Origin of the sequence: Methylomonas defluvii (genome assembly GCF_033949435.1) — a bacterium.
In the GTDB taxonomy this organism is placed as follows: domain Bacteria; phylum Pseudomonadota; class Gammaproteobacteria; order Methylococcales; family Methylomonadaceae; genus Methylomonas; species Methylomonas defluvii.
Window position 1 is genome coordinate 71,562 of the sequence record NZ_JAXARY010000020.1, and the last position, 19,727, is coordinate 91,288.

Below are 19,727 nucleotides of genomic sequence, written 5' to 3' on the forward strand. Positions count from 1 at the left end.
AAGCTAATACTCATTTTTGGAGTAACTGATTGGTTAGCATGGAATTTTCCTGTCTGTATACCATTCGGCAATCAAAACTAATGACCGGTAAAAGAGTAATCGGCGTCATTGAATCACTGGATCGACCAATTGCAGCCGGGCTAGTGTCTGCAGCCAGTTTATTCGATTTTTCTCCCAACAACACCATCGCCATGCCGGAAAATCTGTGTAAGGTGCCGCCCTCCCTGGTGGCTTTTGTTAACGCATCCCTCCGAACTCGCTAAACCGGGTATTCCGGGGTAATCGAATGCCTGCCGCATGGCCGACTAACTCATTGCGCCGTCATGCCCCGGCGCTACTTGCCGCCGCGGAATCACCAACGGCGCGTCCGGGATTTGCGGATGGCTGGTGATGCTGACCGGGTACGCGAACACTTGCCGGATCAGCTCGCTGCTCAGGGTTTTTGCGGAGGTGCCGATGGCGGCCAGCCGGCCTTGGTACAGCAGGGCGATGCGGTCGGCGTACAACGCGGCCAGATTCAGGTCGTGCAACACCGCCAGGACCCCGGCCTGTTGTTCGTCGGCAAAGCGGCGGGCGATGGCCAGTACCGCATGCTGGTGGGCCAGGTCCAGCGCCGAGGTCGGTTCGTCCAGCAACAGATAGCGGTGTAGTGGGTCTTGCGGTTCCCAGATTTGCGCCAGCACCCGCGCCAGTTGCACCCGTTGGCGTTCGCCGCCGGACAGCGTGGTGTAGATGCGTTCGGCCAGATGGCCGGTATCGGTCATTGCCAGCGCGTGTTCGGCGATGGCCCGGTTTTGCGCAGCACTGTGGGTTTTGCGCTGCGGGCTGCGGCCCATCAGGGCCACGTCGCGCACCGTAAAACGGAACGCCAGTCCGGAACTTTGCGGCAACACGCCGCGCAGCAAGGCCGCCTGTTGTGGCGGCCATTCCGCCAGCGGCCGGCCGTTCATCGTCACCTGGCCGGCGAAAGGCGCCAGCTCGCCGCTGATGGCCCGCAACAGGCTGGATTTGCCGGCGCCGTTCGGGCCGGCCACGGCCAGTACTTCGCCGGGGCGCAGCTCCAGCGTCACGCCGTCCAGCAAGATTTTCGCGCCGGCGCGCAGGCTCAGGTCGATGGTTTGCAGCATGTTAATGGCCCATCAGTTTTTGCCGGAACAGCAGCCACAGAAAAAACGGACTGCCGAGCAGGCCGGTGACGATGCCGATCGGGATTTCGGCCAGCGCCGCCAAACTGCGGGCCAGGTAATCGGCGCAGATCAGCAATAAGGCGCCGAGCAGCGCCGACGCCAGCAATAGCCAGCGGTGGTCCGGCCCCAGCGCCAGCCGCAATAGATGCGGCACCACCAGGCCGACGAAGCCGATCACGCCGGACAAGGCCACCGCCGCGCCGACGCCGAGCGCGACCAGTGCCACCACGCCGGTTTTGATGCGTTCGACCGGAAATCCCAGGTGGCCGGCTTCGGCTTCGCCGAGCAGCAAGGCGTTCAAGGCATCGGCCAGCCACGGCAACAGCAGCAGATTGGCGAGTAAAAACGGCGCGCCGATGGCGACGCCGTCCCAGCCGGCGCCGTTCAGGCTGCCCAGGCTCCAGAAGGTTAAGCTGCGCAATTGATCGTCGTCGGCTAGATAGACCAGCAAGCCGGTGGCCGAGCCGGCCAGCGCATTGATGGCGATGCCGGACAACAGCAGCGAGGCCACGTCCAGCCGGTCGCCGCTGTCGGCCAGCCGGTACACCAACCAACTGACCCCAAAACCGCCGAGTATGGCCGCGACCGGCAATAAATAGGCGCCGAATGCGCCGGCCACGGCGCCGAACAGGCTGTCACGCAGCACGATGACCGCCACCGCGGCCAGCGCCGCGCCGCTGGAAACGCCGATCAAGGCCGGATCGGCCAGCGGATTGCGGAACAAACCCTGCATCGCCGCGCCGGACGCGGCCAAGGCCCCGCCGACCAATAAGCCAAGCACCAGGCGCGGCGCGCGAATCGCCAGCAACACCGCTTGCTGGTCGCCGCCGAACGGCCAGGGCAGGGCGATACCGAAGCGGTCGGCGACGATGGCGGCGGCCTGACCGGCCGAGATCGCGACCGCGCCGCTGCCCAGCGCAGCCAAGGTTGCGACGGCCAGCAGCAGTGCCAGCAGCCAGCACAGGCCGGCGCGGCTCAAGGCCGGTTTCAGCCGAAATCGTGGTCCGGCTGTCGCGGTCGCGGCATGGACCGTCATCGCCCGGCCCCCGCGTCGGCGGCAACTGCCGGTTCGCCGTGCAGCCGTTTGGCCAGTTCCAGCAAGGCCTGGCCGCTGTGCAAGCCAAAGCCGAGCAAGGCCAGGGTATCGACCACCAAGACTTTACGCTGCCGGCCGGCTGGGGTTTGGGCGATGCCGGGTTGTCGGTAGAACGCCTCCAGACCGCCGATGGCGTTAGTGGCGACGTCGGTTAACAAAATCACGTCCGGCGCGGCGGCGACCATCGCCTCGGTACTGATGGGTTTGTTGCCTTGCAGTTCTCCGGCGGCATTGGCGGCGCCGGCCAGCGTTAACACCGCGTCGGCGGCGGTGCCGTGTCCTGAAGCCAGCGGCGCGCCGTGGGCGACTGCCATTAAAAACAGCACCTTGGGTTGCTCGTCCTGTTGAGCACGCCATTGCGCTAGCCGGTCGAAGTCGGCTTGCACTTGGCCGGCCAGTTCCCGGCCTTGCTCGGGCTTATCCAGCAAGGCGGCGATAGTGCCGATTTTGGCGGCAATGCCGGCGGCGGAATAGTCTTCGGGTAGTGTTTCGATGCGCACGCCGGCCGCGCGCAATTGTTCCAGCACCGCCGGCGGCCCGGCGTGGGCGCTGGACAGCAGCAGGTCGGGACGCAGCGACAGTAAGCCTTCGGCCGACAGTGTGCGCATGTAGCCGACTTGCGGCAGCGCCTGGGCGGCGGCCGGCATCAGGCTGGTGCTGTCGACGCCGACCAGGCGCTCGGCGCCGCCCAGCGAGTAAACGATTTCGGTCAGCGCGCCGCCGACCGAGACGATGCGGCCCGGCCCGGCGGCGGCCGGCACGACGGCCGATAGCCAGAGGACGGCCGCACATGCAGCTTGCGCAAGTTTATGGCTTAGGGATGTGGTCTGTTTCATGTTGGGGTTTTAGATGCTCTCTACAAATCAAAAGTCGGCACGGGTCGCGACCAAGCGCTTCCTACCGAATGCCTAGCCTCCGTGCATTACCTGGTTTTGCAATTAAGCCGGGGCATCGGCTTCCGCTTCGGCTTTCCGCTGTTTATGGCCGACATCGTTGACGTGGCGGATTTGCGCTAGATCGTCGCCTTCAATCGAAAATGCCTTGGCAAAGCCTTGCACGAAACTGCCGCGTTGCGGACGGATGCAAAACAGATGAAAGTCCTGCATGTTTTGTAACTGTTTCATGAACGCGCCGAATTTTTCCTCGAATAAGCCCATGATGTATTCGAAAGCGTCGGTATCGCGGTCGATTTCGCCGGCCGAGCAGCGATAGGTAACCCGTTGCCGGGCGAACAAATGCGCGGCTTTGTCCTCGTCCTCGACGAACAACAGACAAACCCGGCCGTTGTGCAACAGGTTTTGGGTGTGCGCCGATAGTTCGCTGACATACACGTAATAATGACCGTCGTGCCTTACATAGGCGGCGTAACTGGCTTCGGGTTCGCCGGAGGCGCTGACCGTAGCCATTAGCGCGGAGGAAAATGTTTGCGGCAGAGCGGTATAAGCGGCTCTGACTTGTTCGAGATCGATGGTCTTGTCGTTCATGCGGGTTTCCTGTTTTGAGGGTATAAATAAAAATCAGTGGCTTATGGCCCTAGGTAAAGACGCAAAATTTTGCGTCTTTACGCTAAACACGCCCTATAACCGGTAGGGCTAATAGCAAGTCGCGCCACAAAGCACTTTCGCCGGCGGCTTCGTCGAATTGGCCGGCAATGGTCAAGATGCTCTGCTGGTTTTGGCCGCGCACCAGCAGGCCGGTTAAAGCGTGTTGCCGGTATCTAAGTTGGACGATGTCCGCGCCGGCCACGGCCATTTCGTTAAGGTGCAGATTAAAACGCTGATCCAGGATATTGAACCAGGGTCCGGTAATCTTCAGGTTTTGAATAGGGCCGTCGTGCAGTTGCATGGCGCCGGGATTGCCGACCAGCACTTGTATCGGCAACATCAGTTCCGCCAGTTGCTGCATGAGCGCGCGTAGCGCCGGCATGCCGATCCGGCCGGTGACGGCAGCCTCGGAAGTGTCGGCCAGTAGCAGGCGTCGCCAGGATTCCGGCAACTTCGCGCATTGTTTAAGGTCGCCAAGCGGCGAATTAGGGCCATGCGCGGGCAATACCGGATTGGGCGACTGATCGTCGGCCCGAAAGATGTCGACCAAGCGCCGGTACAGGCCGGCATCGGCATGTTCGGTCAAATAGATTTTGTGCACGGCCTCGCCGCCTGTGTCGAAAAATTGCAGGCTGTGGCGCGGGCCGCGATGCGATTCTTCGGTCACGGCGAAACCCGAATGCCAAATACCGACCAATAGGCAAAAGGCGATATGGTGTCCGGCTATCAGAATGGCGTCGCCGCAAGGGCGTATATCCTCGTAGAGCCCGGTGCTTTCATGTACCGCGAAAGCGTTGCGGGTTAAGGCCATCACCGGCCCCAGCTTGCCGACCGCGCTCAGCAGCGCGGGCCAGTGTTCCCGCAATCGGGTGACGCGGTTGCCGCAGTCGGTTGCCAGTAGTTCGGCTTCGCTGACGCCCAAAGTGGCTGCCGCATCGCGAATCCGCATATGCGGGTGATCGGCGAGCAGGTCTTGCCACGCTTGTTTCAAAGTGTCCGCAATCGATACGGGATGTTTAGTCATGGATTTTGCCATTACGCTGAGCTCCGTTAAGTGAATGTGCTGCGAATCTCCAGGGAAGCGCAGGTAAGGGACTTTGCAGCCGGGCCACGCGGCCGGGCTGCAAAGCGGTTAAAGGCCGGCGCTTATGCCGCCAGGCCTTTTTTACGATTTAAACCCAGCAAGCCCATGAAGCCGGCGCCGAACAGCCATACCGCCGCGGGCAGCGGCACGCTGGTTACGGGAGTGGCGGCGGGACCGATGTCGATAGCTACTTGACCCAAACTCAAGCTATGTTCGGCGCTGCCAAACGAGAACAAATAATTGCTAGCCGGTCCGGATAAATCCCAATAAGCCAGGTATTGCACCAGCTCGACCGGGCCGAATGAGCTTTCGTAGTTGCCATCGTAGAAAGTTTGCGTCGTAAAGGTAGGCGCTACGCCATTCAGTAACAGGCTGGTGTAGTCCATTTGCACGCCCCAGGTTTCGAATTGCAAAGCTGCTCTTAAGGGTTGGTTGTCGGTAGCACCGCTCAGTGAGGCCGTGAAATTCTCGACGACGCTGAAGCTGTACAAATTTCCCGATCCGGCCGCGAATGTGCCGGCGTTCCAGCCGATATTGGCGTCGGTGGTGCCGGCGCTGCCCACATCCGGGGCTGCGGTACGGATGCCCGGATAAGAGTTATCCACGAAGCTGTCCCATTCCGCATACAGCGTACCGGCATCGCCCCGGTTCCAGTTGCCCCAACTGGCTTCGCTTGGGGTGTCGAAGCCATAGCCGGCTGCGTAAGGGTCGGGACCATTGGTCAAGTCAGCCGAAGCGCTGCCGGAAACGGCTAACAGGCCGGCGATTAAAGTCAGTTTTTGTGCAGTTTTCTTGGTTGGTTTCCTATGTAAATAAATTGACGCATCTCTTCACCGCGAAGACGATCCGTTGCTTTGGTCTAAAATAGCGTCCGCCGCTTCGGCCCCATGCCGGCTATCCGCGCAGGCCTTTGGCCTTTGCGGTGGCGGAGATTTAAAACTCAGTGCGGCTCGCGGCATTCCGGAAGTGCGTTGCCATCGCGATTGCCGTTCAGCGTGCCTTGCACCTGAAAGTCCAGCACGTAGCGGTACTGTTTGCCGCAATGGATGATCACTTCCTTTTGCCCGCGTTTTAACAAGCGCATTTCCATCCGCAATTCGCCGAAGCCCTCGTGTTCCAGCAATTCGTCGAACAGCGTTTCAAGTTTTTTCCGGGCCTCTTTCTTGGCCCTGTAGCCCTTGGTCATCAGATTGTTCTCCGTCAAAAAGCCAGTTTTACCGTGACGCCGAGATTGCGTCCGGGCCGCGAATAGCGGTCGGCCCAGTAGCGGGCGTCGGCGAAATTGCCCAGCGTGGTATGCGGATCGCCAGCGCGGGTGTTGATGTCTTCCCAGTCGATATATTTCTTATCCAGCAGGTTGAATACCCCGACATTGAACGAGAGATGCTTGCCGGCGTTGTAGTAGGCATTGAAATCGATGACGCCGTAACCGCTGGGCAGAAATAGGGCGTCAGCCGGGGCGGTATTGGCTTGTTTGGCGCCGACCAAGGTCAGGTTTAATTCCGTGCCCCAGTCGCCGCTGGCTTGGTCGTAGCGCAGGCCGACGACGGCTTTCATCGGGCTGATTTGTCTTAGGGCGTCGTCGTCATTGCGTTGGGTTTTTAGATTCATGCCTTCAGTAAAGGCACCGCTGAACAGCAGGCTGGCGCCCTGTAAATAGGGATTTAGCCAGTCCAGATAAAACCGGCTTTTGATTTCGATACCCTGAATACGGATCGGGTCAGGGCTATTGATGTTTTGATAGGTGGTAAAACCCAACGGCGGACAGGCGGCGGTCGCCGGGTTGCAAATCACCGCGTTATAGATGAAGTGGTCGTAATCGTTACGAAACAGGCTTATGTCGAAACTCCCGGCGGCGCCCTGGCCGCGCAAACCCACTTCCGCGCCAACGCTGGTTTCCGGCTGAATGTTGTAATTGGGCAGGTTGGTGTATCCGCCGGTGATATTGGTAAAACCGAGATTGCTCTCGCTGAAGTTGGGGCCGCGAAAGCCATGCGCATACTGGCCGTGCACCGTGAATATCTCGTTGAGGTGCAGTAAGGCGCCAAATCTGGGTAAAAAGGCGTTGGCGTCGATGATGATGGGTATTACCGGATTGGCGCCTTCCGCAACCGCTGCCGCGGAGGCTTTATCGAACAAATAATCAGGCTTGGGCAATAAGCGGAAATATTCCCAACGGCCGCCGGGGATCAGCTCGATGCGTTTATCAAACAGGCCAATACTATCCTCAAGGTAAGCGCCGGCCTTGGTGACGGTGGAGAGCGGGAAGTCGCGGACCGGAAACTCATCCGGCGTCACGGTCTTGTTGATCCGGCCTTTGGGACAAATGTTATTGGGCCGTCCGGTGCGCGGATTGACGGAACCGCTGACGCAGGTGTAGCTGCCGTCGCGTTGTTGGGCTATGCTGTTTTTACTGATCTGGCCGCCGTATTTCAGCGCATGCGCCGTCTCGCCTAAAACAAAGTCCTTTCCCAGTTGCAGTTCGCCGCCGAAGTCGTCGTTGGCAAAATCGAAAATCCGCTCGGTGAGTGTGTTGCCGTCCACGTTGGTGGTGCGATCTTGCAAAGTGACTTGCCCGGTAGCGGATTTTTGCGTGTAAAACTTCCAGAGCACTGCGTCGAACAGCGGCGTATCCAGATGCTTTAGGGTGTGGTCCAGCGTCAGCCGCCAGCGCGATTGGGTATCGGTGGTGAGCATGCTGTTGACGTTGCGCAGGCTGATGTCGGCACCGCGCAGGTATAGGGCGTCAATATCGGCTCGACTGTCCAGCCATTCGCCGGTCAGACGCAACACGTTGTCGTCGTTAAAGCGATACAGCAGTTTGGCCAGCAGATTGTAGCTGCCGTTTTCTTGCGGACTGGGCGTGGTGCGGCGGCCGTCGGCAAAATCCGCCGTGCCCTTGTTATCGGTTTCGTTGCTTTGATTGTGGGTGAATAGCGCCATGCTTTCCCAGCCGCCCCAGGCACCCGCCAAGGTTGCGGTTTGCACGAAGCCGTTGTCGGTAGTGTTGTAGTTCAGTTTCAGGCCGGTGTAGTAATCCTTGCCGAATACGTTCAAGTAATCGCGCGGGTCCTTGGTGACGAAGTTGACGGTACCGCCCATCGCATCGCCGCCGTAATAGGCCGACCCCGAACCACGGACGATTTCCACGGCTTTTAAGGCGTCCATGTCCACCGCATTGCGGTTGGCGCTGGCAAACGAGCCGATGCGGAAGGCTTCCGGCAGGCGCACGCCGTCGATCTGCATCAACACCCGATTGCCGCCCAGACCGCGTATGGTAAAGCCGCCGGCACCGAAGCGCTGCGGGTCGTTACCGACATTGACACCGGGTTCGTAGCGGGTCAAATCCTTGATGTTGCGCACCATGCGTTGCTCTAGGGTTTTGTCGTCTATCGTCGATTGAGTGCCGGGCGGTGCGGCGGCCGGTTTGTCGGCTTGAGCTTTGACCGTGACGGTTTCAAGTTCCAGGTCCTCGGGCATTTCAAGCTCCTCGGGTTCGGCAGCCAAGGCCGTGCCGGCCAGCACACACAGCAGCGCGCCAAGCAGGGCGCGCCGGCAGTCACCTGAAATTCCGAAGCAGGTCGCCTTGGGGCGGCTGTGCAGAGTGGGTACTAAATCAGTCGGTTTAATTGCCATGGCATACAGTAGTTACTGCTGGCTGCCTGGCGCGATGGCTAGGGGGGCTGGCGGGTTATTGCTATCAGTTGTTAGCTGGTGTTTCTATACCGAGTAAGCGCCGGTCGCTGAGATTTGTATTTTGGGTAATGGCTTAAAAAAAGTGGTCTGATACGTTTGTCGCGCTTCCAATTGCGCACCTTTGTTGTTGGCAGTCGCCACAAAGCCAAGGTCGCAGCGTGCGCTTTGTTTTTTACTGCGACGGTGGAAAGGGTGACGTCCTTGTCGGCCGACGAATCCTTGTCGGTATCCTTTGCTGCGGCAGGCGCTAAGGCAGATCAGCGCAACGGCCAGCGGCATTATCGCCATCAATGCTCGGGTAGCCGCCGGATTGGAGCGGCGGCGTAAATTCGGTTGGGGCATGCTTGCTCCGTTGGGTTAGCGATGTCGGTTAAGTCATGGCTACCTGGCGGGAGGCTGGGTGGCGGTCTATCAGTAATTTAATTTTTTGTCCGGATTACGCCGAGCCGGGTATGGCATTTGCCGCTACCGTTCAAACCCTGCTCAAGGTCATGTCGCTGAGCGGAAGCGTACAGCAGGCTAAAATTTCCCGCTCGCCGAGCGCCATCGACGGAGGCAGCAACCAGCGATAGTCACCGCTATCCGCTATCACCCGGCAAGCGCCGCAATGCCCCGCTCGACAATCGCTATCGATAGCAATGCCGGCACTCTCCAGGCCATGCATTAATGTCGGCCGGCCTTGGAAATCGAACGCGGTTTTGCCGACGATGTTGATCTGGTAAACCGCATCATCCGTCGATGGCACCAAGCCGCCGAACCCTTCGCTGAAAATGCGGTCGGGGGGGATGCCCAAATCGGTTAAATCGGCCCGTAACATCGCGGTCATTTCGATGTTGGCGCACAAATAAAATTCAGCGTTTGCCACAGCGTCCAATGCATCGACAATGCGTTTACCGTTCAGCCGGCCGGTTTCTCCCGGCCAAGATGCGTTGGGCCGGGAGACAATAGGCCGATAGCGAAACCGGGAATGGCGATTTTGAAAGCCGATAAATTCGGCGTGATAGCACAGCTCTTCGGCATGCCGCACCGCATGGAACAGATACACGGTGCTTCCAGGGTTGTCGCGATCGTTTAACAAAGTGTGCAGCATGGCCCGCAACGGCGTGACGCCGATGCCGCCGCCAATCAACACTTTGACGCCGCCGGAAGTTTGCAGCGTAAACCCGCCGCGCGGCGGCAGGATTTCCAAACGGGTGCCGGGTTGGGCGAATTGGTACAGATGTTCCGATACGCCGCCGCCGGCCACGCGGCGAATGCCGAGCTGATAGTGCCGAGGCTGCGTTTGCCAGGCCGCCAGCGAGTAGCAGCGGCGTGACGGTGGCAGCCCGGCTCGCGGCAGATTGACGGTCAGGTACTGGCCGGCCTGAAATGCCGGGAGTTGACCGCCGCCGAGAGGTCGCAGTACCAAGCCGAATAAATCGGCGGTGTAATCTTCGCGGCTCTCGATCACGACCTGCAGCGGGGTGGTGCTGCTCGCTCTATTGCGGGTGATCCGGCAATGCCAAGCCAGGCGCAGGCCGTCGCAAAGCCAGAGCGCCAACGTGCCCAGCCCAAAAACCACTATGCCGGCCAAGATTGACAAAAACATCTTGTCAGCCCTTTCCCAGCAATGCGGCTTTGCGTTGTTGGCCGCGCCACCACAAATAGACGCCGCTCAAGCATAAAAACACCAGCAGGCCACCCAATAGGTCTATCCATAACCATTCCCAATGTTTGCCGAGAAAGGCTTTACCGGTATGTACGTCCAGAATCAGCTTACCCACACTGTAATCCTCGCGCAAAGCCTCGGCCGGCAATTGCTCGAACGCCTTCAAAGTCGCGGCGTCGGGCCGCCAATTGGCGCCGCTGTTATCGCTGAATAACAGGCCGCTATTTTGTGTGGCGATTCGAATTATTCCATCGTCGCCTATTTGTACGCTATGTGCGGCTTGGCGGTAAATTTGCCGCCAATTGCCCCCGCTGTTTAGCCAGACACCGCGATTTCCGGCCGCGGCAACGTTATTTGGATTAGCAGCCAAGCTGCGGATTTCATAACCCGCCAACTCGGATACGGCTGTTAGCTTATTGTTTTCCAATACAAATAGCCCAGCTTTGCCGCCGATAAATCGACGGCCGTCGGCCAACGACAGTGTGCTTCTGATATCCGGGGCCGCTTGCGCGTTCGGCGTCAAACCCGGCAGCCAGCCGACATCGACCGAGACGCCGTTCAAGCCCAGGGTTTTGTTGTGTGCAATCAGAATTGCGGTCATGCCCACCAAAAATGCGGGGATGCTTAACAGAACACTTAGCCATGCGTGCCAGTGGCGCCAATCTATTTTTTTCATGGTTTGCTCCCGGTCACGTTCAAAACTGCAGCGTCAAGCCGGCCATGAAGGTGCGGCCGTAGTTTTCCACTTTACGAGTGTTGGTGCCGTTGGCCAGATTTTCGACGTCCACCCGTTCGCGGTTGGTGACGTTATCGACTTCGCCGAACAGCGACAAACCCTTATATAGCTGTTGGCGAGCCGATAAATCCAAGGTCAGCGACGACTCGATCATCGTCACGTCGCCGTTGGCTTTATATTCCGGACGGTCGGCCAGATAGTTCAGTGCGGCGGTAACGATGGTGCCGGTCGGCGCGTAAGAAAAGTCGATGCCGACATTGGCGGTGAAACTGGGTTGTTGTTTGAAGCGGCGGTTGTTGCCTGCGAAATCGCGTACCTTGGAATCCAGCAAGGTCTGGTTGGCCCATAGTTGTGCGCCTTGCAGGGCCGGGATGCCGAGGCCGGCCAGGCTCAGGCGCTGTTCCAGTTCGATGCCGTGGGTCCAGCCGTCGCCGACGTTTTGGACCTGATAGACGTCTTTGCCGCCCTGGTCCACACCCGTATCGACTTCTTCGATGATGTCGGTGATGGCTTTATGAAACAGGTTCAAGGCCAAAAACAGATTGCCGCTGGCGTATTCGCCGCCAAGGTCGTAATTCAAGGCTCTGGCCGGGTCCAACTGCGGACTGCCTATGACGATTGTGGTACCGTTATCGACGGCGAAGGGCGACAGTTCGTCGAACTTCGGCCGGTTGACCGATTTGGAAAACGCAAACCTGAGGCTCAAGTCGTCGCGTACCCGGTACAGGGCATGAAACGACGGGTTCAAATCGGTGACTGTCTTGTCGGCTTGGCTGCCGTCGCCGGTTCTGGATTGCAGATCGACGTGTTCCGCGCGCACACCCGGCATCACGCTGAAGGCTTCGTTCAACCAAACATTGTCCTGCACGAATCCGGCGTAATAGTTTTCGGTCATGTAGTAGTTGTCTTTTGCCGTGGTAGTGCTGCGGACCACGCCGGTTTTACTGATTTCACGGGCGTTTTTATCGCGGAAGCGCACCCGCTCCCGCACCGCGCCGCCGAACTTGAGTTCCTGACGCAGGCCCAGCGTGAACGGGACTCGCAAGGCGCTGTTCAGCGTCCAGGTTTCGTCTTCCTTGTTTTCTCGCTCCAGTGTGGTTTTGTCGAGATTGAAGCGGCCGCTGCCGACTGCCGATTCCTTGGTGGCGACCTTGTTTTTGTCTTTATCTTCGGTGGACGAGTGGTAAGCGAACAAGGACTCCCATACCGGGCCGCCACTAAAATTGTGGCGGTGGGTGAAGGTAGCGCCAGAGGTACTGACCACTGCGTCTTCGGTTTCGGTTTCCCCGGAGCCGGCTTTGGCCGGTTCGGTGGTCAATTTGGTTTTGACTTTGAGTTTGTCCAGATTCAGCAGCATTGGTTTGGCATGAAATTCGCCGCCGTCGTAAAACAGGGCCAAATCAGAGAACACGTTGTCGGAATGGCTGCGTTCGGTTTCGTGTTCCAGTTCGCGCTTGCGAGTGGAAAACCGCTTGTCGCGGGTGCGGTCGATCAGATTGTCCAGGTGGTCGAAGGCGCCCATGCCGCCGAACCAGTCCACCGGCTTGTAGCCGAAGCCGAACTGGCCGTGCAGCAGATCGCCGTCCATATTGTTACGGCCGCCGTAACCGAAGCGGGCTTCCAGTTTCGGTTCGGTGGGTATTTCCCTGGTTTTGATCTCCACCCGGCCGGCGATGCCGTCGTTTTCGTATTCGGCGCTGGAGTTACGCAGTACGTTGACCTGGCCGACCATGAACGATGGCAGCTGGTTAACTTGAAATTCGCGCTTTTCGCCGCCGTTGGGTAATTGCACGCCGTCGACTTGCACCCGGGTGTATTCCTTATCCAGACCGCGCAATTTGATGTCCTTGCTTTCGCCGGGATCGTCGACCACGCTACCGCTCATGCGTTTGACGATTTCGCCGGTACGGCGGTTATTGCGATTGGCGAATTCGTCGCGGCTGACGCCAGTTTTCGGTACAGGATCGGCCAGGCGCGGATTTTGTGGGACGGCGGTCGATTTGACTTTGGTCTCGGCCAGCACTTGTTCCTTGTCGTCTTCCAATTCCGCCTCGCGAAGCTCGACTTCGGCCTTGCCGGGCGCCAGGGTTTCGGCGCCGGCCGGTGCGGCCAAAACGATGCCGATCGGTAATAGTGCGCAGCTGGGCCAATACAGGGATGAGTAGGGTCGTGTCATAACATTTGTTGAATATGTAGGTAAGGACTAGTGCTTGGCGCCGGCTTCCGGCTCCGAGACGAAACCGATTTTACTGACCCCGGCCTTGGCCGCATCCGCCAGCGTTTCGGCGACGAAGTGGTACGGCACGTTTTGATCGGCGCGGATATGCAGTTCCGGCTGCTGCGGCGCTTGGGCGATGTCCGCCAGCCTTTGATTCAAGACCGCGCGGTCGATTTGCTCCCGGTTCCAGAACAATTTACCTTCGCCATCCACCGACAGCGCCACCGGATCGTCGCTGGGTGGTTGCGGTACGCTGCTGGCCTTGGGTAGGTCGATTTTCACCGCATGCGTCATCAGCGGGGCGGTGATCATAAAAATGACCAACAGCACCAGCATGACGTCGATTAACGGAATCATGTTGATTTCGGCGACGGTGTGGCCACCGGCCTTGTTTTGATCGAAGCCGCCGAATGCCATTAGTGTTCTCCGTTGGCGTAGGCAAGTTCGACGCCGGCGATTGCGGCGGCTGGCGCGCTGGCGATGGTGGCGCCGGTGGTCAGGAACGCAAACAAATCGTGGGCGAAGCCGTCCAAGCGGGCTAACAACAAGCGGTTGCTGCGCACGCAATCGTTATAGGCTAGTACCGCCGGAATTGCGACAGCGAGACCTAAGCCGGTCATGATCAACGCTTCGCCGACCGGTCCGGCGATTTGATCCAAACCGCCCAATCCGCCTTGACCAATATTGACCAGGGCGTGGTAAACCCCCCAGACCGTGCCGAACAAGCCGATAAAGGGCGCGGTGCTGGCGATGGAAGCCAGCGCGGTCAAGCCCCACTCCAGTTGCGCGGTTTCCTCGTCGATGACCCTGCGCATCGAGCGGGTCAGAAACTCGGCAGTCGAGCCGGCCTGTTGCAGACCATGGCTACCGTGGCGGGCATGATGTTGCGAGGCGGCTAAGGCGTGGCGGGTCAGATTCGAGAAAGGGTCGGTTTGGGAGCCATCGGGTAGGTGTCCGGCTACCTCGCTCAGCGTATCGCTGGCCCAAAATTTTTGTAAAAACAGCTCGGCGCGACGGCGGACCTGGATGGCGTGCCAAGCTTTGACGACGATGAAATACCAGCTGGCTACCGACATAATCAGCAGTAAGCTAAACAGGAAGGCGCCGACACTGTCGGTTTGCGCCAGGAAATGGTCGAGACTTTGATTGAGTGCCATGATTTATCCTTCGAGAGAGAATGAAACGGGAACCACGACCCAGGCGGAAACCACCTGTTCGCCGCGGCGGGCGGGGACGAAACGCCATTTTTGGACGGTTTCCTGGGCGGCTTGGTCGAGGCGTTCGTAGCCGCTGGATTTACGTAGCGTGACTTGTTCGACCGCACCGTCGGTATTGACCAGTACCCGCAGCAATACCTTGCCTTGTTCGCCGAGTTGCCGCGATGCGCTGGGATAGGCCGGGGCCGGGTTGTTCAAATAATCGGCGTTCAGGTTGGGCAAGGTCATCGGCGCCGACGACGCTTCGCTGGTACTGGTAGAACTGGGTGCCGGAGCAGGCGCCGCCGCAGCGGCCGTTGGTGTAGGTTCGGCGCGCGGTGGTTCCGGCGTCGGTTCGGGCGCCGCCATTGCCGCCGGCGCTTGGCTGGCGGTCGATACGAGATTCGGTTTTTTAACCGGTTTGGGCGGCGTTTTGGGTTTGCTGACGGCTTTTTCAACCGGTTGCTGGGCTTGCTGCACCGGCGGTTTGGCGGGTGCCTGCTGAGTTTGCGCGTCGCCGATCCACTGCACCATGATAGGTTGCGGCGGCGTGACGGGCTGCGGTTTCTCGCTGTTCGGCATCAGGCCGAACCAGGCCAAATGCAAGCCGAGCGCGATGAGCAAGCCCAGGCCACGTTCGTTATATTCGGCTTTTTGGATTGTGGCTATCGATTTATACGGCTCTTCGCTGGCTACGAGGCGCATGGGGGCCAGACAGGCAAGCTGGCGGAAACTGGCGGTCGGTAACATACAGGCCTCTCGATTAACTGAGCTGAAAACGATTGGCTGGCTACCCTGGGGTTGGCTGGCTGGTGTTGTCGGGTGTTACGGTTTACTTGGTCAAAATTAATTTACCGTTGCTGGTAATACGCAGGCGGTACTCGTCGCCTTGATGTTCGATGACAATTTCGTTTTGGGTGCCGAACAATAAACGGCTATTCACCCGCTGCCTGGCTTGCGGTATTTCCGGCGGCGTGTCGGCGGTTGACGGGCTAAGTCGCACTGGGTTAGACGGATTTTTCATGGGACTAAAAATGGTGACGAATAAATGCCAAACCCGCTCAATGCGCTGTTGCCGGTTGCTGGCGAGCCGCTTTTCGCTCTAATAACAGGTTGGTAACGGTTTGCCAGTGTTCCAGCAATTGCAGGTACATATCGCGGCTGGAGGCGCTATGTGCCAGTTCCGGGTGGCTTAGCAGGCGCCCCAATTGCTGCACGATGAGATGTGCCAACTTGGGGTTGTGATGGCCGTTGATGAATTGGGTCATTAACACGCAGGTCGCGGCATGAATTTGCGCCACATCGCGGCTTCTCGGCGCGCCGATAGATTTGTCTTCAAACATGATGACCTCGGGTTGCATAAGTTATAAGTTAAATTGCCGCACACTGGATAACTTAGGAGGCTGTGCAGGTGCGGCAATGACAGCACGAGAGATGACTGTCGGATACAAATGATAATGATTATCATCTATATGTCAAGAAAAAGTATTTTGCTGTGGGTGGTTTGGGAATTTGTCGGGAAGCAATTGGCAGGGCCAACGGGGTGGGGAAGACGATAGAGGTGTTTTGTTTGTGGTAAATGATTTGAGAATATGGCTGCAAATCGCAGCGGAAGTCGCCACCCTTGGTCAGGCTTATAGCGCGGCTTCGGCTTTTTTTAGTTTTAGGGCAGCGGTTTATAAGCCAGCAGTCCGGCCAGCGTTTCCAGGAGTTCGCTGCGGGGATGATTTTTGATCCAGACCAGCGCGATTTGCCGGCTGGGCCGCTGGCGTATGGTGATATAACGAATGTCATGATCGTCCGGCTGCACGGCGACCGAAGGCATCAGCGTCACGCCGACGCCGTTTTTGACCATGAAACGCAAGGTTTCCAGGCTGGATGCCCGGAAGTCGTGCTCCACGAAGCGCGACGGATGGCATAATTTTAGCGCCTGATCCCGCAAACAATGGCCCTCGTCCAGCAACAGCAGATTTTCTTTGGCCACCGTGTTCAGGTCAATTTCCGCCTGCTCGGCAAGTGGATGGTCGGCGCACACCGCCAGGGTGAAAGGGTCTTCGAATAGGGTTCGCGATTCCAGGTTCGCCTGTTCGACAGGCAAGGCCAGCAAGGCAGCATCCAGCTTTTTGTCGAGCAGTAAGGCTACAAGAGCGTTGGTTTTTTCCTCGACCAGTTGGAGTTTCAGCTCGGGGTAATGCTGCTTGATGCGAAATACGTATTCCGGCAATACGTAGCTTGCTAGTGAAGGAAAAGCCCCCAACGACAACATGTTGCGGTGTCGATCACTGGCGTGGGCGGCGATTTGGCGAATGGAGCGGGCATCGTCAAGTATACGGCGGGCGAGCGGTAAAATTTCCCGGCAAGTGTCGGTGGTTTCTACCGCATTTTTTTCGCGCAGGAATAAATCCACGCCTAAATAATCCTCAAGTTTCTTAATCTGCGTGCTCAACGTCGGCTGGCTAATCGAACAATGCTCAGCCGCTTGGCTGAAGTTTTTCAATTCCGCTACGGCCACTAGGTAGCTTAAATCCCGCAAGTTCATCGACTGTTATCCGCTGTTGAGTTAAGTATTCCGAAAGCGCACCCGGACCGGAATCATACCAGCTCGGAAGCGCCTATTATTGACTTGGCCTATCGGTCCATCGAAGAAATCAATTTCAGTTTGCGGCCAATCTCCCGTTGAATATGTCTACCGAACCCGTTTTCTGAAGGGATAGGGTGCCGTTACAACTAAATGCCGCTACAGTTAATCCCGTGCGGTCTTTAAAACGAAAAAAACAACGGCTGGTTTTTATCTTAAATCACAACAAGGAACAGAGGTGCACCATGACAAGCAAGCAAATTTTCCTGGCTTCCACATTGGCACTAGCCATATCAGCGGCATTGACCGCCACACCGGTGCAGGCCGAGCCGGAACCGACCATGAACAGCTTCTGGTGGCCGGAGCAACTGAATCTGCAACCGTTGCGCCAGAACGCCGCCGAATCCAACCCCTTGGGCAAAGCCTTCAATTATGCCGAGCAATTCAAAACCCTGGACTTGAAAACCGTGAAAGCAGACATCGCCGGCGTGCTGCACACCTCCCAACCTTGGTGGCCGGCTGATTATGGTAACTACGGGCCGTTTTTCATTCGCATGGCCTGGCATAGTGCCGGCGTATATCGCATCTTCGACGGTCGCGGCGGTGCGTCCGGCGGTCAACAACGCTTTGAGCCGCTCAACAGCTGGCCGGACAACGTCAATCTGGACAAAGCCCGCCGCCTATTGTGGCCGGTCAAACAAAAGTACGGCGCCAAACTATCCTGGGCTGACCTGATGGTGCTGGCAGGTAATGTGGCCTTGGAAGATATGGGCTTCAAAACTCTGGGGTTTGCCGGTGGCCGCGCCGATGATTGGGAAGCTGAAGTGGTCAATTGGGGCACGGAAAAGAAATTTCTGGCCGATGAGCGCCACGACGGTAAAGGTGAGTTGGCGAAGCCCTTGGCGGCGGTGCAAATGGGCTTGATTTACGTCAACCCGGAAGGCCCTGGCGGTAATCCTGACCCCTTGGCCGCGGCCAAACATATCCGCGAAGCCTTCGGCCGGATGGCGATGAACGACGAGGAAACCGTGGCGCTGATCGCCGGCGGCCATACCTTCGGCAAGGCGCACGGTGCGCATAAACCCGACGAATGCGTGGGCAAGGAACCGGCCGCTGCCGGTATTGAAGAACAAGGTTTGGGCTGGGCGAATAAATGCGGTGCCGGCAACGGCGTCGATACCGTCAGTAGCGGCCTGGAAGGCGCTTGGTCGACCAACCCTACGCGCTGGACCCACGACTATCTGACCTGGCTATACACTTTCGATTGGCAACAAACCAAAAGCCCGGCCGGTGCGACGCAATGGATACCTAAAGACGGCAAGGGCGATAATTTTGTACCGGATGCCCACGACCAGAGTAAACGTCATCCGCCGATCATGTTCACCACCGATATTGCTTTGAAGATGGACCCGGATTACCAAAAAATTTCCAAACGCTTTTTGGATAATCCAAAAGAATTCGAGGCGGCCTTCGCCAAGGCCTGGTTCAAGCTGACCCACCGCGACATGGGGCCCAAAGCCCGCTATATCGGTGCGGAAGTACCGGCCGAAGACTTCGTCTGGCAGGACCCTATTCCCAAAGTTGATCACAAATTGATTGACGCCAAGGATGTTGGCAAATTGAAATCAGCCATCTTGGCTGCGGATCTGACGATTCCCGAGTTGGTGAAAACGGCCTGGGCCTCGGCAGTCACGTTCCGTGGCACCGACATGCGCGGCGGAGCCAATGGTGCGCGGATTCGGTTAGCACCGCAAAAAGACTGGGAGGTCAATGATCCCGCCGAACTGGGCAAAGTGCTGGCAAAACTGGAAGCCGTCCAAACCGAATTCAACCGCTCCTTGAAAGGCGGCAAAAAAGTGTCGCTGGCCGATGTGATCGTGCTGGGCGGTTCGGCAGCGGTGGAGGAGGCGGCCAAAAAAGCCGGTTATAAGGTGCAAGTGCCGTTCAAACCGGGGCGGATGGATGCGGCGCAAGAGCAAACCGACGTCAATTCTGTCGCGGTGCTGGAGCCCAAAGCTGACGGTTTCCGAAATTACTTTGGCAAAGATAATGCGCATTCGCCTGCGGAAATGCTGGTCGAACGCGCGAATTTTCTGACCTTGAGCGTGCCGGAAATGACGGTGCTGGTGGGCGGCATGCGGGCTTTGGATGCGAACGCCGGCCATGCCAAACACGGGGTGTTCACCAGTCGTCCGGGCACGCTCAGTAACGATTTCTTCGTTAATCTGCTCGATATGTCCACGAAATGGACCAAGTCAGCTACTGAAGGCATTTACGAAGGACGGGACCGGGCCAGCGATCAAGTTAAATGGACTGCCACACCAGTGGATTTGATCTTCGGTTCCCACTCCGAGTTAAGGGCAGTATCGGAAGTCTATGCCTCGGCAGACGGCAAGGAAAAGTTCGTGCAGGATTTTGCCAATGCCTGGGCCAAAGTGATGGAACTGGATCGATTCGATAAGCGCTAAGCTTGGCTTGCGAGGCAGCCAATTTGGCCGAAACTGGGTCAAGTTGGCTGCCTTGCGCAAAAATGCCTTTCATCGTCAACTTATTAACCCGGTCCTAGTTGTCACGGGCATGCTGTTTGGGCTGAGCCCGTCAAAGCCGTGGCTGCTGTGTTCTTCGATGGGGAGAACGGTTTTCTGCGTCGGGTTAATACCAGGCTGGTGGCAAGCCGCAAACACCTCAGTTTGTGCCCAGTGGTGCCAGGGTCCCTCACAGAGAAAAGTCAAAAAAAAGGGCAG

19 protein-coding genes are annotated in these 19,727 nt (G+C 58.1%); 1 reads left to right on the forward strand and 18 read right to left on the reverse strand.

Annotated elements, in window-relative coordinates:
- Positions 1 to 305: 305 nt before the first annotated feature.
- The 18 genes from QLH52_RS18945 to QLH52_RS19030 form a co-directional block, all read right to left on the reverse strand.
- Positions 306 to 1,127, reverse strand: a complete 822-nt coding sequence (locus tag QLH52_RS18945) for a heme ABC transporter ATP-binding protein (RefSeq protein WP_319962583.1) — start codon at positions 1,125 to 1,127, stop codon at positions 306 to 308.
- Between the two features lies 1 nt (position 1,128).
- Positions 1,129 to 2,223, reverse strand: coding sequence for a FecCD family ABC transporter permease (locus tag QLH52_RS18950; RefSeq protein ID WP_319962584.1), 1,095 nt, complete (start codon positions 2,221 to 2,223; stop codon positions 1,129 to 1,131).
- Entirely contained in the window at positions 2,220 to 3,119 is a 900-nt protein-coding gene (locus tag QLH52_RS18955; protein ID WP_319962585.1) for a heme/hemin ABC transporter substrate-binding protein, read from the reverse strand. Before QLH52_RS18955 ends, QLH52_RS18950 begins: the two co-directional genes overlap by 4 nt.
- Positions 3,120 to 3,221: 102 nt before the next feature.
- The gene (locus QLH52_RS18960) at positions 3,222 to 3,767 is read right to left on the reverse strand and encodes a HugZ family pyridoxamine 5'-phosphate oxidase (protein WP_319962586.1); all 546 of its coding nucleotides are present in this window, start codon (positions 3,765 to 3,767) and stop codon (positions 3,222 to 3,224) included.
- Between the two features lie 82 nt (positions 3,768 to 3,849).
- The gene (locus QLH52_RS18965; RefSeq protein ID WP_319962587.1) at positions 3,850 to 4,851 is read right to left on the reverse strand and encodes a ChuX/HutX family heme-like substrate-binding protein; all 1,002 of its coding nucleotides are present in this window, start codon (positions 4,849 to 4,851) and stop codon (positions 3,850 to 3,852) included.
- Between the two features lie 122 nt (positions 4,852 to 4,973).
- Positions 4,974 to 5,636: a VPLPA-CTERM sorting domain-containing protein gene (locus tag QLH52_RS18970; protein WP_319962588.1), complete on the reverse strand. Its 663-nt coding sequence runs from the start codon at positions 5,634 to 5,636 to the stop codon at positions 4,974 to 4,976.
- A 215-nt stretch (positions 5,637 to 5,851) separates the two neighbouring features.
- Positions 5,852 to 6,097, reverse strand: a complete 246-nt coding sequence (locus tag QLH52_RS18975; protein WP_319962589.1) for a hypothetical protein — start codon at positions 6,095 to 6,097, stop codon at positions 5,852 to 5,854.
- 14 nt (positions 6,098 to 6,111) lie between these two features.
- Positions 6,112 to 8,547 carry a TonB-dependent hemoglobin/transferrin/lactoferrin family receptor gene (locus QLH52_RS18980; RefSeq protein WP_319962590.1) on the reverse strand — a complete coding sequence of 812 codons (2,436 nt, stop codon included), beginning with the start codon at positions 8,545 to 8,547 and terminating at the stop codon, positions 6,112 to 6,114.
- A gap of 84 nt (positions 8,548 to 8,631) precedes the next feature.
- Complete coding sequence (locus tag QLH52_RS18985; RefSeq protein ID WP_319962591.1) at positions 8,632 to 8,949, reverse strand: hypothetical protein; 318 nt, start codon at positions 8,947 to 8,949, stop codon at positions 8,632 to 8,634.
- A gap of 130 nt (positions 8,950 to 9,079) precedes the next feature.
- Complete coding sequence (locus QLH52_RS18990) at positions 9,080 to 10,195, reverse strand: iron-sulfur cluster-binding domain-containing protein (protein WP_319962592.1); 1,116 nt, start codon at positions 10,193 to 10,195, stop codon at positions 9,080 to 9,082.
- Positions 10,196 to 10,199: 4 nt separating this feature from the next.
- On the reverse strand, positions 10,200 to 10,931 hold the full coding sequence (locus QLH52_RS18995; protein ID WP_319962593.1) for a PepSY domain-containing protein: 732 nt from the start codon (positions 10,929 to 10,931) through the stop codon (positions 10,200 to 10,202).
- 19 nt (positions 10,932 to 10,950) lie between these two features.
- Positions 10,951 to 13,167: a TonB-dependent receptor gene (locus tag QLH52_RS19000; protein WP_319962594.1), complete on the reverse strand. Its 2,217-nt coding sequence runs from the start codon at positions 13,165 to 13,167 to the stop codon at positions 10,951 to 10,953.
- Between the two features lie 27 nt (positions 13,168 to 13,194).
- Complete coding sequence (locus QLH52_RS19005) at positions 13,195 to 13,626, reverse strand: ExbD/TolR family protein (RefSeq protein ID WP_319962595.1); 432 nt, start codon at positions 13,624 to 13,626, stop codon at positions 13,195 to 13,197.
- Positions 13,626 to 14,366, reverse strand: coding sequence for a MotA/TolQ/ExbB proton channel family protein (locus tag QLH52_RS19010; RefSeq protein ID WP_319962596.1), 741 nt, complete (start codon positions 14,364 to 14,366; stop codon positions 13,626 to 13,628). The genes QLH52_RS19005 and QLH52_RS19010 overlap by 1 nt, the downstream gene beginning before the upstream one ends.
- Positions 14,367 to 14,369: 3 nt before the next feature.
- Positions 14,370 to 15,155: an energy transducer TonB gene (locus QLH52_RS19015; RefSeq protein ID WP_319962597.1), complete on the reverse strand. Its 786-nt coding sequence runs from the start codon at positions 15,153 to 15,155 to the stop codon at positions 14,370 to 14,372.
- 82 nt (positions 15,156 to 15,237) lie between these two features.
- The gene (gene hemP / locus QLH52_RS19020) at positions 15,238 to 15,429 is read right to left on the reverse strand and encodes a hemin uptake protein HemP (RefSeq protein ID WP_033155322.1); all 192 of its coding nucleotides are present in this window, start codon (positions 15,427 to 15,429) and stop codon (positions 15,238 to 15,240) included.
- Positions 15,430 to 15,466: 37 nt separating this feature from the next.
- Complete coding sequence (locus QLH52_RS19025; protein WP_240348006.1) at positions 15,467 to 15,748, reverse strand: hypothetical protein; 282 nt, start codon at positions 15,746 to 15,748, stop codon at positions 15,467 to 15,469.
- A 320-nt stretch (positions 15,749 to 16,068) separates the two neighbouring features.
- Positions 16,069 to 16,944 (reverse strand): LysR substrate-binding domain-containing protein, encoded by an 876-nt coding sequence (locus tag QLH52_RS19030; RefSeq protein WP_033155321.1) that lies wholly within the window; start codon positions 16,942 to 16,944, stop codon positions 16,069 to 16,071.
- Between the two features lie 284 nt (positions 16,945 to 17,228).
- Here QLH52_RS19030 and katG point away from each other — a divergent pair, with 284 nt between their 5' ends.
- Positions 17,229 to 19,451 (forward strand): catalase/peroxidase HPI, encoded by a 2,223-nt coding sequence (gene katG / locus QLH52_RS19035; protein ID WP_319962599.1) that lies wholly within the window; start codon positions 17,229 to 17,231, stop codon positions 19,449 to 19,451.
- Positions 19,452 to 19,727 lie beyond the last annotated feature (276 nt).

Bases quoted from the DNA above. Each gene is read 5' to 3' on its own strand.
- QLH52_RS19010 (WP_319962596.1), bottom strand. From the start codon at position 14,366: ATGGCACTCAATCAAAGTCTCGACCATTTCCTGGCGCAAACCGACAGT.
- QLH52_RS19030 (WP_033155321.1), bottom strand. From the start codon at position 16,944: ATGAACTTGCGGGATTTAAGCTACCTAGTGGCCGTAGCGGAATTGAAA.
- katG (WP_319962599.1), top strand. From the start codon at position 17,229: ATGACAAGCAAGCAAATTTTCCTGGCTTCCACATTGGCACTAGCCATA.
- QLH52_RS19015 (WP_319962597.1), bottom strand. From the start codon at position 15,155: ATGTTACCGACCGCCAGTTTCCGCCAGCTTGCCTGTCTGGCCCCCATG.
- QLH52_RS18975 (WP_319962589.1), bottom strand. From the start codon at position 6,097: ATGACCAAGGGCTACAGGGCCAAGAAAGAGGCCCGGAAAAAACTTGAA.
- QLH52_RS19025 (WP_240348006.1), bottom strand. From the start codon at position 15,748: ATGTTTGAAGACAAATCTATCGGCGCGCCGAGAAGCCGCGATGTGGCG.
- QLH52_RS18995 (WP_319962593.1), bottom strand. From the start codon at position 10,931: ATGAAAAAAATAGATTGGCGCCACTGGCACGCATGGCTAAGTGTTCTG.
- QLH52_RS18980 (WP_319962590.1), bottom strand. From the start codon at position 8,547: ATGGCAATTAAACCGACTGATTTAGTACCCACTCTGCACAGCCGCCCC.
- QLH52_RS18950 (WP_319962584.1), bottom strand. From the start codon at position 2,223: ATGACGGTCCATGCCGCGACCGCGACAGCCGGACCACGATTTCGGCTG.
- QLH52_RS18985 (WP_319962591.1), bottom strand. From the start codon at position 8,949: ATGCCCCAACCGAATTTACGCCGCCGCTCCAATCCGGCGGCTACCCGA.
- QLH52_RS18955 (WP_319962585.1), bottom strand. From the start codon at position 3,119: ATGAAACAGACCACATCCCTAAGCCATAAACTTGCGCAAGCTGCATGT.
- QLH52_RS19005 (WP_319962595.1), bottom strand. From the start codon at position 13,626: ATGGCATTCGGCGGCTTCGATCAAAACAAGGCCGGTGGCCACACCGTC.
- QLH52_RS18945 (WP_319962583.1), bottom strand. From the start codon at position 1,127: ATGCTGCAAACCATCGACCTGAGCCTGCGCGCCGGCGCGAAAATCTTG.
- QLH52_RS19000 (WP_319962594.1), bottom strand. From the start codon at position 13,167: ATGACACGACCCTACTCATCCCTGTATTGGCCCAGCTGCGCACTATTA.
- QLH52_RS18990 (WP_319962592.1), bottom strand. From the start codon at position 10,195: ATGTTTTTGTCAATCTTGGCCGGCATAGTGGTTTTTGGGCTGGGCACG.
- hemP (WP_033155322.1), bottom strand. From the start codon at position 15,429: ATGAAAAATCCGTCTAACCCAGTGCGACTTAGCCCGTCAACCGCCGAC.
- QLH52_RS18960 (WP_319962586.1), bottom strand. From the start codon at position 3,767: ATGAACGACAAGACCATCGATCTCGAACAAGTCAGAGCCGCTTATACC.
- QLH52_RS18965 (WP_319962587.1), bottom strand. From the start codon at position 4,851: ATGACTAAACATCCCGTATCGATTGCGGACACTTTGAAACAAGCGTGG.